Genomic DNA, 11,112 nt, shown 5'->3' with positions numbered 1-11,112 from the left:
CGGCCGGCTGCGCGGCGGGGGCCGCCGGCGTGCTCGGCGCGGCGGCGCTCGGCGTCGCGGGGGCGGCCTGGGCCGTTCCGGCGGCGGGAGTGGCGGGGCTGCCGTCACTCGCCGGGGCCGGCGTGCTGGCGCCCGCTCCCGGCTTGTAGTCGGCGAAGAAGTCCCACCAGGCTCGGTCTACCGAGTTCGGGTCCTGGAGGTACTGCTGGTAGATCTCGTCGACGAGCCACTCATTCGGACCGAACGCGGCAGCAGGGTTCTTACCCTGCCCCTCTTGGTCAGTCGAAGTGCTCGAACTGTTGGGGGACTGTGGCGACACGGCGGCAACCGCCCTCTTCCGCTTCCTAAGGTGGTGGACAGCGGGAATAAAGGCTACGCCTCTCCGGACCTTTGGTGCAGTCCGGGGCCGTCAGTCGTCGTGCACGTCACATTCGGCAAGGGGTTTCGAGGCATGACACGACGGGAAACACACCAGGTTTGCCTGCGTTCGGGTATGCGGCATCGCCGCCGCACCCACGGAGTGTGTGCTTCCACCACCGACCCTACGACACCCGGCGTCAACCTCGAACGGAGTCGCTTCCCGGAAGAGTGACGCGGATGCGGCAGCCGCGAGGCGATTCGGCCACCCGGATGCGCCCGCCGTGCAGATCCACCGCCCAGCGTGCGATCGCCAGGCCCAGCCCCGTACCGCCGTCGCTGCCCGGGCCGGACGCCGCCGGGTCGCCCCGGTTGAACCGCTCGAAGACATGGTGCCGCTCGGCCTCCGGGATGCCCGGGCCCTCGTCCTGCACCTCCAGCTCCAGGCCCCCGGGCGTCTCGCCGCCCCGCGCCAGCACCGTGACCCGGCCGTGCCGCGGGCTGTGCTTGATGGCGTTGTCGATCAGGTTCGCCACGACCTGGTGGAGCCGCTCGGCGTCCGCGTACGCGGTCAGCTCCGGCGGCGAGACGTCCAGGTGCAGATGGACGTCCGTACGGGTGTGGGTGCCCGAGCCGGCGAGCCCCGAGAGGGTGGAGGCGCCGCGGCTCATGTTGGCCTCCTTGAGCACCCCCGACAGGTACGGCCACACCTCGAAGCGGCGGGCGTGCAGCGGCACCACGCCGTTGTCCAGCCGCGACAGGTCCAGCAGGTGCTCCACCAGCCGCCCCAGCCGTTCCGTCTGCTTCAGCGCCGTGCGCATCGTCTCCGGATCGGGCTCGCAGACCCCGTCCACCACGTTCTCCAGGACGGCGCGCAGGGCCGCTATCGGGGTGCGCAGCTCGTGGGAGACGTTGGCGACCAGCTCCTTGCGGTGGGTGTCCACCGCTTCCAGGTCGGCGGCCATCCGGTTGAACGCGTCGGCCAGGTCGCCGAACTCGTCGCGCCGCCCGCCGCGCACCCGACGGGTGTAGTCACCGTCGGCCATCGCCCGGGTCACGTCCGTCATGTCGTCCAGCGGCGCCGTCAGGCCCTGCGCGACGAACTGGGTGACCAGCAGCGAAGCGATGATCGAGAAGACCGTGATGACCCGCAGCTCGGTGTCGGAGTGGATCGCGACGAACACCAGCAGCGTCGTGATGATCACCGAGACGATGACCAGCGCGCCGAGCGCCGCCTTCACCGAGCGGTACGGGTCCAGCGGCCGCAGCCCCTCCCAGACCCGCCGCCAGAACGGGGCCCAGACCCGCTCCCGCAGCCCGTCCGGCGGATGCTCGCGGTCCTGGCGTCCGGCCCGCTCCCGCTGGCGGGTGGGGGCCGTCATACCGGCGGGGTCTCCAGCGCGTACCCGACGCCGTGCACCGTGCGGATGCGCTCCGCGCCGATCTTGCGGCGCAGCGCCTTGATGTGGCTGTCGACCGTACGGGTGCCGGAGGCGTCCGCCCAGTCCCAGACCTCGGCCAGCAGCTGCTCACGGGAGAGCACCGCGCGCGGCGTGTTGGCCAGGCACACCAGCAGGTCGAACTCGGTCGGTGTCAGGTGCACGTCGATGCCGCGCACCCGCACCCGGCGCTGCGCGTGGTCGATCTCCAGCTCACCCAGGCGCAGGATGCCGCTGCGCGGGGTGTGCGCGGCCAGCGCCGCCCGCTCCACGCGCCGCAGCAGTACGTGCACCCGGGCCGCCAGCTCCCGCATGGAGAACGGTTTGGTCATGTAGTCGTCCGCGCCGACACCGAGCCCGACCAGCATGTCCGTCTCGTCGTCCCGCGCGGTGAGCATCATGACGGGCACCGGACGCCGTGCCTGCACCCGGCGGCACACCTCCAGCCCGTCGAAGCCCGGCAGCATCACGTCCAGGACCAACAGGTCCGGCTGCCACGCCTCGGCGGTGTCCACCGCGGCCGGGCCGTCGGTGGCCGTCTGCACCTGGAAGCCCTCGGCGCGCAGCCGGGCCGCGATGGCGTCGACGATCGTCGGGTCGTCCTCCACGACGAGGATCCGGCGCTGGGCGCCGGGCGTGGCCGCGGCGGTGCCGCCCTGGGTGGTCTGCGTCTGATCCATCGCCCGCCCCTGCGTGTCCCCGTGCTGCATGGTCGCGTACTGCTGGGCAGCAGCGTAAGGGCAGGGTATGACCATCGGCTACGCGCCCTTGCGCGCGAGGTGCACCACGTCGGGGACGCCTCGGACAACAGGGATCTCTTCGGTACGTACGCCGGTGAACCCGGCATTTCGTAGAGCTTCTTCGAACGCGGCGGACGGCTGCGCCGACCACACGGCGAGCACGCCGCCGGGCGTCAGGCGCTCCCGGCAGGCCGCCAGACCGGCGGGGGAGTAGAGGCCGCCGTTGTCCTCGGTGACGGTCCACTCGGGCCCGTTGTCGATGTCCAGGCACAGCGCGTCGAACAGGCGCGGCCCGGCGCCCTCGCGCACGTACGCGACCAGGTCGGCGGCGACGATCTCGGTACGGGGATCGGCGAGCGCCGCCCCGGACACCGCCGACAGCGGCCCGGCGCGGTGCCAGTCGATGACCGCGGCCTCCCGCTCCACCACCGTGATCCGCCCCCACCGGGCCTCCTCCACCGCCCTGACCAGGGAGAACCCGACCCCGAGCCCGCCGATCAGCACACGGTGCGACGCCTGCGCGCTCCCCGGCTCCGCCGGTCCTGCCAGTTCCGCCAGCGCCGCGTCCACCAGCAGCCGCTCCGACCGCCCGTCCGAGGTGTCCATCAGGAAGCACCCGTTGGCGATGATCTCGAAGTGCTCCCCCCGCTGCCGCAGCACCACCTCGCCGTACGGTCCCTCGCGGCGGTCGAGGACCCGCGGCCCGCCACCGGGCGCGGGCGGGCCGGGTACGTGCACGGGGCGGTCAGGCATGGCGTGCGCGGGATGAGACATGGCGGCCATCCTGACCAACCGGGGCGGGACGGGTCCAACCGGTTTACCGGCCCGGACCGGACCGCACCACCCGTGACGCAGGTCACGGCCACAGCTGGCTCATGGGTTGAACGTGCAGGCTGTCCCGTACGTAGATCCTCAGTGGCGGCCGCGCCGACGGCGCCGGCAGCCATGGACGGAAGGGGCCAGCCACCAGTGAGCCGGGTGAACACGGCAGCAGCCTCGGCGAAGACGCCACCTGACGAGGGAGCCCCCGCCACCCAAACGGCCTCTTTCGCGGGAACGTGGGCGGCAGCCGGGGTGACCGGGGGTGGAGCTGTCACTTCGGCCGAACCGGCACCGGTCACCGGACCCGTTCAGCCGACGCGTCCGATACGGCCGGGCCGAAGTCGGTGGCCCAAGCCCTGGCACCTGCTCCCCGGCCCCCTCGCCACCCCCTTCACCTTCGGCTACACCCTCCTCCTCGTCGCGACCTCGCTCTTCGCCGAGCACGCCGATCCGGAACTGGTCGACAGACTGCTCCAGGCCTCCAGCACGGACGTCGAGCACCTGGCCCAGGCGCCCCTGCTGGTGCTCGTCGCCAGTGCCCTGTGGATCGCCGGCGGCCCGACCTCCGCGTACGCCGTCGCCTTCCTGATCGTCCTGACGGCCCTGGAACGCCGGGCCGGCGCCCTGCGGACGGCCGCGGTCTTCTTCGGCGGCCACGTGATCGCGACGCTCGCCACCGAACTGCCGGTCGGCGCCGCGGTCGCCCTCGGCCACCTCCCCGTCGGCGCGCTGCACCGCCTCGACTACGGCATCAGCTTCGGCGTGATGGCCTGCACCGGCGCGCTGGCGGGCCTGCTGCCCGGCTGGGCCCGGTGGCCCCTCCTGGCGGGCGTGACGTGGTTCGCCGTCAGCAACCTGCTGCTCTCCGTCGATCCCCTCAGCGACTCGGGCCACCTCCTCGCCCTCGTCCTCGGAACCTGCGCCCGGCCCCTCCTCCGACGTCCCCGCCGACCTCGTCCGACGGCGATTGTCAGTGGCCGTTGCTAGCTTTCTGAACACGCTTCTCCACGGCTCCACGGGGAGGTGGAGCGAGGGTCGCACCCGGCCGCGGAGGCCGGGGCCCCGCTCCGTCAGGAAGAGGCAACCACCATGCGCATGATCTTCGTGAACCTGCCGGTCAAGGACGTGGCCGCGTCCCGCGAGTTCTTCACCCGCCTCGGCTTCGCCTTCAACCCCGACTTCTCCGACGAGCACACCCTGTGCATGGTCGTCGAGGAGAACATCTGCGTCATGCTCCTCCAGGAGGACCGCTTCCGGGACTTCATCAACGGCGACATCAGCGACGCCGCGAAGACGAAGGAAGTCCTGACGTGTCTGTCCTGCGACAGCCGCGAAGAGGCCGACGCGACCCTGGCCAAGGCGCTGGCCGCCGGGGCGAGCCCGTGGAAGCCGGTGATGGAGGCGGGGCCCATGTACGGCGTCAGCTTCCAGGACCTTGACGGTCACGTCTGGGAGTTCATGCACATGGCTCAGGGCTGAGTGCGCGCGCCGTGCGTGTGCCCGTCTCGCGCTTCGCGCGAGGTTTTGCGCTGACGCGCGGCTCGCATGGGGTTCGTTGTGGGGGCGGGGGCGCGCAGGGGGCCAACTCCTCGGCACCGTGTACGTCGCCCAGGGTTGGTTGGTGAACGAAGGCTCCCGGCTGCCTGCGGGGATGGCCCCCTACACGCCCCCTCCGGCCGGTTCGGCGAGTCCGGGACAGCTGGGGGGAAGGTTTTCCGATGACCCTGGTGGGCCCTGCCCCCATGGTGAGGCTCACGCCGGGGCAGGGACGTCATTCCGCTTCACGTGAGCTTCGCAAGGCGGCCCAGATACCTCCCGACCTCCTCGCGCTGCGCGCGAGGAGGCGGGCCCGGTTGTGGCTGTTCCTCACCACGATGGCGGGACACCCGCCCGACGGCCGGGCTCGGGGACATACAGGGGTCTCCCCGCAGGCAGCCGGGAGCCCTCGTTCACCAACACACCCTGGGTGACGTACACGGTGCCGAGGAGTGACCCCTGTGTGGCCCCGAGCCCCCACCCACCGGACCCACCGCGCACAACGCGCACCCCACCAGGCCCAACCGCCCCCAAGGGTCCAGCCCCCACAAGCCCGTCCGGCGCTTGAGGACACAGGAACCCCGGCCCCCGCGGCGCACGAGAAGAACACCCGTATGTGGATGATCGCTCACAGCGAACAGGCGTAGGGGAACATCTCAGAACGCACACGCATTGAGTGGACGTAACTCAACTTGCATGCCGAAGGGGAGATCATGGCTTCGACGTCCACCTCGCTCACTCTGCCCGTGCTGCCCCTCGACGACGAGGTCGTACTGCCCGGCATGGTGGTGCCGCTGGACCTGTCCGAGGCGGACGTACGGGCCGCGGTAGAGGCCGCGCAGTCCGCCGCCTCTCCGGGTAACAAGCCGCGCGTGCTGCTTGTGCCGCGAGTCGACGGCGCGTACGCGGCGATCGGCGTGCTGGGCCGCGTCGAGCAGGTCGGACGGCTGTCCGACGGCGACCCCGGCGCGCTCATCCGCGGTCTCGGCCGCGTGCGGATCGGCGCCGGCACCACCGGCCCCGGCGCCGCCCTGTGGGTGGAGGGCACCACCGTCGACGAGACGGTGCCCGAGCCGCTGCCCGGCGCGGTCACCGAGCTGGTCAAGGAGTACAAGGCGCTGGCCACCGACTGGCTGAAGAAGCGCGGCGCCTGGCAGGTCGTGGACCGCGTCCAGCAGATCGAGGACGTCTCGCAGCTCGCGGACAACTCCGGCTACTCGCCGTTCCTGAGCACCGAGCAGAAGGTGCGCCTGCTGGAGACCACCGACCCGGTGGCCCGTCTGAAGCAGGCCACCGAAGCGCTGCGCGAGCACCTCGCCGAGCAGGACGTGGCGGAGGCCATCGCCAAGGACGTCCAGGAGGGCGTCGACAAGCAGCAGCGCGAGTTCCTGCTGCGCCGCCAGATGGAGGCCGTCCGCAAGGAGCTGGCCGAGCTGAACGGCGACCCGGAGGACGAGGGCGAGGACTACCGCGCCCGCGTCGAGGCCGCCCAGCTGCCCGAGGACGTCCGCAAGGCGGCCCTCAAGGAGGTCGACAAGCTGGAGCGGTCCAGCGACCAGAGCCCCGAGGGGAGCTGGATCAGGACCTGGCTCGACACGGTCCTGGAGCTGCCGTGGAACGAGCGCACGGAGGACGCGTACGACATCCCCGGCGCCAAGGAGATCCTGGACGCCGACCACGCCGGTCTGGAGGACGTCAAGGAGCGCATCACCGAGTACCTGGCCGTGCGCAAGCGGCGCGCGGACCGCGGCCTCGGGCTGGTCGGCGGCCGCCGTGGAGGCGCCGTGCTGGCCCTGGTCGGGCCGCCCGGCGTCGGCAAGACCTCGCTGGGCGAGTCCGTGGCCCGTTCCATGGGCCGCAAGTTCGTCCGGGTCGCCCTCGGCGGCGTACGGGACGAGGCGGAGATCCGCGGCCACCGGCGTACGTACGTCGGCGCGCTGCCCGGCCGCATCGTGCGCGCGATCAAGGAGGCCGGCTCGATGAACCCGGTCGTCCTGCTCGACGAGATCGACAAGGTCGGCTCGGACTTCCGGGGCGACCCGGCCGCCGCCCTCCTCGAAGTCCTCGACCCGGCGCAGAACCACACCTTCCGCGACCATTACCTGGAGGTTGAGCTGGACCTGAGCGACGTGGTCTTCCTGGCCACCGCCAACGTCCTGGAGGCCATACCGGAGCCGCTGCTCGACCGCATGGAGCTGGTCCGGCTCGACGGCTACACCCAGGACGAGAAGGTCGTCATCGCCCGCGACCACCTGCTGCCGCGCCAGCTGGAGCGGGCCGGACTGGAGCCCGGCGAGGTCACACTCACGGACGACGCGCTGCACAAGCTCGCCGGTGAGTACACCCGCGAGGCGGGCGTACGGAACCTGGAGCGGTCCGTCGGGCGGCTGCTGCGCAAGGTCGCGGCCCAGAGCGAACTGGGCGAGCGCGAGCTGCCCTTCACGGTCGGTGTGGACGAACTGCGCCCGCTGATCGGGCGTCCGCACCACACCCCGGAGTCGGCGCAGGACCCCGCCGAGCGGCGCACGTCCGTACCGGGCGTCGTCACCGGCCTCGCGGTCACCGGCGCGGGCGGCGACGTGCTGTACGTGGAAGCCTCGCTCGCCGACCCGGAGACCGGCGCGTCCGGCCTCCAGCTCACCGGCCAGCTGGGCGACGTGATGAAGGAGTCCGCGCACATCGCGCTGTCCTTCCTGCGCTCGCACGGCGCCGAACTGGAGCTGCCGGTCGGCGACTTGAAGGAGCGCGGCGTCCACCTGCACGTACCGGCGGGCGCGGTCCCGAAGGACGGCCCGAGCGCCGGCGTGACCATGACGACGGCGCTGGCCTCGCTGCTCTCCGGCCGCCAGGTGCGCCCGGACGTGGCGATGACCGGCGAGGTCTCGCTGACCGGCCGGGTGCTGCCGATCGGCGGCGTCAAGCAGAAGCTGCTCGCGGCGCACCGGGCGGGCATCACGACCGTGGTCATCCCCAAGCGCAACGAGCCGGACCTGGACGACGTCCCCGCCGAGATCCTGGAGAAGCTGGACGTCCACCCCGTCTCCGACGTCCGCCAGGTCCTCGACCTGGCCCTGACCCCGGCCTCGGCCCCGGCCGCCCCGGAGGTCCCGGTCGCGGCGTGACGGACGCGACCGGCCACAGCGGCCCGGAGCCCTGACACGGGGCTCCGGGCCGCGCGTGTCCCGGTCACCGTGCGTATCGTTGTACTGCGCGACTGCCCGCACTTCGCGGCGGCGGGGAGGAGCGCACGGTGACCATCGAGCTGACCGACAACGGGATCGAGATCGAGATGGCCGACAGCGACGAGCTCAGCCTGGACATGATGTTCGACTGGCTGGAGCGGATGCCCGTCCCCGAGGGCTACAAGGCAGAGATCGTCGAGGGGGCCATTTTCGTGTCGCCGCAACGGGACAACCACTGGGACATCATCGCCGCGATTTACGATCAATTGCGGTCCCACTACCCGCGGAAGCGAGTGAAGTCCGATGTCCGCTTGGACTTCCCCGGCCATCTCAACGGTTTCGCCTGCGACGTGGTCGCGCTGCGGGACGGTGCGGAGAAGGACGACAAGGGGCGCTGGCGGTATCAGGACATCGAATTCGTCGCCGAAGTCATCTCCAGGGACACGTCGCGCAACGACTATGGCCCCAAGAAGGACGCCTACGCCCTGGCGGGAGTGCCCGTCTACCTCATTGTTGACCCGTACGTCGGGCAGTGCCACCTTTACACGGCCCCCAAGGACGGCACCTACCGCCTCGGTCCGGCCATCAAGTTCGGCGACCCGGTCGACCTGACCGACACGGTCGTCGGCCTGTCGCTGGACACGGCGGAATTCGGCCGGGAGTGACGGCGCATTGACGCATGAGCCGGGTGACGGCAGCGACCGCCGCGTGCTGAACGAGTTGTTCGAGCCGCTCTACGAGATCGTGCCGGAGGGGATGAAGGCGGAAGTCGTCGAAGGCGTCGTCATCATGTGGCCGCAGCGGAGCACGTACTGGAAGATCATCAGAAGCGTTCTGCGCCAGTTGGACAGCCGCCGCGGGCCGCGGAGCCGGCTCATGTCCGACGTCCGCCTCGACCTCCCGAGGCGCCTCGACGCGTTCTGCCCTGACCTCTTCAAGCTGTCGGACGGGGCGGAGCCGGACGGCGAAGGACATTGGCGCCATCAGGACGTCGAGTTCGTTCTTGAGGTCATCTCTCGCGAGACCGGATCCTACGATTACGGGCCCAAAAAAGCCGCCTATGCCGAGGGCGATGTCCCCGTTTACCTGATCGTGGATCCGTACACCGCGAAGTGGCACCTGCACACCCTCCCCGAGAACGGCGTGTACCGGTCGCAGCTGAGCATGGATTTCGGCGCTCCGGTCGACCTGACGGGCACGGCACTCGGGCTGACGTTGGAAACCGGCGGATTTCCCAGGAGCTGCCGGCGGTGAAGTGGGGCCCGGCGCGCACCCCGCCCCGGGCCCCACCGCCTCACCCGTCGGCCAGCGCCTGCAACCGCTCGTACGCCCCGTTGAACCGGTTCCGGTCGCCGACCGTGGTGCCCGACGACGTGTACTGCCAGACGGTGTGGAAGGCCCAGCCCGCCGGGAGTTCGCCGGCCGAGGAGCCGTAGCGGGGTATCCACAGGGGGTTGACGGAGCCGAAGCCGGCGTAGTTGCCGGTGCACTGTTTCCACCAGCTGGTGGAGGTGTAGATGAGGGCGTCCCGGCCGGTGCGTGCCTTGTAGGTGGCGAAGAAGTCCTTGATCCAGCCGATCAGGCCGGCCGCGCTCTCGCCGTAGCAGGTGGAGCCGTACGGGTTGTACTCCATGTCGAGGGCACCGGGCAGGGTGCGGCCGTCCTTGGACCAGCCGCCGCCGTGGTCCACGAAGTAGTTGGCCTGGGCGGCGCCGCTGGAGGTGTCCGGGGTGGCGAAGTGGTACGCGCCGCGGATCATGCCGACGCCGTAGGAGCCGTCGTACTGCTGCGCGAAGTACGGGTTGGTGTAAGTCGTGGACTCGGTGGCCTTTACATAGGCGAAGCGGACTTCGGCGTTCCACAGGGTCTGCCACGGGACGTTCCCGTTGTGGCTGCTGACGTCGACGCCTTCGACGGAGGCGAGGGTGGGCGGCGGCGCCTCGCCCGGCGCGTCGCCCTCATGGCGGGCGACCTGGGAGCCGGCCCAGTCCCGGCCGGGGTGGGCGGGTTCGGGGGCGGCGCCGTACGGGGCGGCGCCGGCGGTGCCCGGCAGCCCGAGAAGGAGGGCGGTGACGGTGAGGAACGTCCCCGCCAGGGCCGCGAAGGAGCGCGGGCGGCGGACGGCCGGGCGGCCGGATCTGTGCACGGGCATACGTGCCTCCGAGATCTCGGTGAACTGACCTGAGGGGGGACCGGCCGGGCGGGCCATGGCGCACCGCGGGGCGCGCGGAGCGGAACGAGGGGAGTGGTGTGGCCGTACCGAGCGGTGTGGTGTGGTCATGCCAAGAACGTGCCGACGACGGTACGCGCGTAGACGCACAGGGCGAAGAGGGGAGCCGGGCTTCCGTTGGTCTAATCCTGCGAAATACTGGACAAGCTGCGGCTTCGGCCGCCGCCGCGAGAAAGTTTCACGGTCCGGAAAGCGGGAGAGGGCGCCGACGTGCACAACACCAGAGCCGACAGCGTGGCAGGGACGGACGAACCCCGTGGTGTGGACCAGGTGTTCCTCTCCCTGGAACGGGAGCTGGCGGTCTTCCTGCGCCGTGCCCGGGCCACCTCCGGCGAGCTGGCCCGGGAGGTGCACCCGGAGCTGGAGGCGGCCGCGTACGGCCTGCTCGTCCGCCTCGCCGACGCGGGGCAGCAGCGCGCCACCGACCTCGCCGGCTACTTCGGCGTGGGCAAGGCGACCATGAGCCGGCAGCTGCGCGCGCTGGAGGACCTCGGGCTGATCGACCGCGAGCCGGACCCGGCCGACGGGCGGGCCGTGCTGGTCCGCCTCACCGACGAGGGGCACGACCGGTTCGGCCGGGTACGCAACAGCCGGCGCGCCCAGTACGCGCGGCGGCTCGCCTCCTGGGACCGCCGCGAGGTCGCGGAACTGGCGCGCCTGCTGCACCGGTTGAACGCGGAGCAGGACGCGGAAGAGGGGTGCGGCGCGGCCGCCAGGGGTGACCGCGGCGGGAAGGGCGGGAACGGCTGAGAGCCGGCGCGCGGGCCCCGGGGGGCGTGCGCACCGGCTCCCGGCCGGTCGTCCAT

At 71.5% G+C, this 11,112-nt stretch carries 11 protein-coding genes; 6 read left to right on the top strand and 5 right to left on the bottom strand.

Features of this window, described 5'->3' with window-relative positions; translation table 11 throughout:
* The 4 genes from JXZ78_RS04735 to JXZ78_RS04720 form a co-directional block, all read right to left on the bottom strand.
* Positions 1-319, bottom strand: a 319-nt coding sequence (locus tag JXZ78_RS04735) for a 2-oxoglutarate dehydrogenase E1 subunit family protein (RefSeq protein ID WP_238782664.1), incomplete at its 3' end; no start/stop codon positions are given.
* A gap of 238 nt (positions 320-557) precedes the next feature.
* Positions 558-1,739, bottom strand: a complete 1,182-nt coding sequence (locus JXZ78_RS04730) for a sensor histidine kinase (RefSeq protein ID WP_030017195.1) — start codon at positions 1,737-1,739, stop codon at positions 558-560.
* On the bottom strand, positions 1,736-2,476 hold the full coding sequence (locus tag JXZ78_RS04725; RefSeq protein WP_030017194.1) for a response regulator transcription factor: 741 nt from the start codon (positions 2,474-2,476) through the stop codon (positions 1,736-1,738). Before JXZ78_RS04725 ends, JXZ78_RS04730 begins: the two co-directional genes overlap by 4 nt.
* Positions 2,477-2,554: 78 nt before the next feature.
* A complete protein-coding gene (locus JXZ78_RS04720) occupies positions 2,555-3,310 on the bottom strand; it encodes a spermidine synthase family protein (RefSeq protein WP_372498394.1) in 756 nt (251 codons plus the stop codon).
* Between the two features lie 204 nt (positions 3,311-3,514).
* Between JXZ78_RS04720 and JXZ78_RS04715 the strand changes: the two genes are divergently transcribed.
* The 5 genes from JXZ78_RS04715 (at position 3,515) to JXZ78_RS04695 (ending at position 9,330) form a co-directional block, all read left to right on the top strand.
* Positions 3,515-4,345, top strand: a complete 831-nt coding sequence (locus tag JXZ78_RS04715; RefSeq protein WP_238782663.1) for a rhomboid-like protein — start codon at positions 3,515-3,517, stop codon at positions 4,343-4,345.
* Between the two features lie 102 nt (positions 4,346-4,447).
* Positions 4,448-4,837: a VOC family protein gene (locus tag JXZ78_RS04710; RefSeq protein WP_030017191.1), complete on the top strand. Its 390-nt coding sequence runs from the start codon at positions 4,448-4,450 to the stop codon at positions 4,835-4,837.
* A gap of 770 nt (positions 4,838-5,607) precedes the next feature.
* A complete protein-coding gene (gene lon, locus JXZ78_RS04705; protein WP_030022614.1) occupies positions 5,608-8,016 on the top strand; it encodes an endopeptidase La in 2,409 nt (802 codons plus the stop codon).
* Positions 8,017-8,183: 167 nt separating this feature from the next.
* Entirely contained in the window at positions 8,184-8,741 is a 558-nt protein-coding gene (locus JXZ78_RS04700; RefSeq protein ID WP_030022611.1) for a Uma2 family endonuclease, read from the top strand.
* 7 nt (positions 8,742-8,748) lie between these two features.
* On the top strand, positions 8,749-9,330 hold the full coding sequence (locus JXZ78_RS04695; RefSeq protein WP_030022610.1) for a Uma2 family endonuclease: 582 nt from the start codon (positions 8,749-8,751) through the stop codon (positions 9,328-9,330).
* 40 nt (positions 9,331-9,370) lie between these two features.
* Here JXZ78_RS04695 and JXZ78_RS04690 read toward each other — a convergent pair whose 3' ends face one another.
* Positions 9,371-10,228, bottom strand: coding sequence for a lysozyme (locus tag JXZ78_RS04690; RefSeq protein WP_030022609.1), 858 nt, complete (start codon positions 10,226-10,228; stop codon positions 9,371-9,373).
* A gap of 288 nt (positions 10,229-10,516) precedes the next feature.
* Between JXZ78_RS04690 and JXZ78_RS04685 the strand changes: the two genes are divergently transcribed.
* On the top strand, positions 10,517-11,056 hold the full coding sequence (locus JXZ78_RS04685; protein ID WP_030022608.1) for a MarR family winged helix-turn-helix transcriptional regulator: 540 nt from the start codon (positions 10,517-10,519) through the stop codon (positions 11,054-11,056).
* The last annotated feature ends 56 nt before the right edge of the window (positions 11,057-11,112 follow it).

It is taken from the genome of Streptomyces monomycini (assembly GCF_022271435.1).
Classification (GTDB): Bacteria; Actinomycetota; Actinomycetes; order Streptomycetales; family Streptomycetaceae; genus Streptomyces; species Streptomyces monomycini.
The sequence above is the reverse complement of the archived record's forward strand: the minus strand, read 5'-3'. Positions and strand labels throughout refer to the sequence as shown.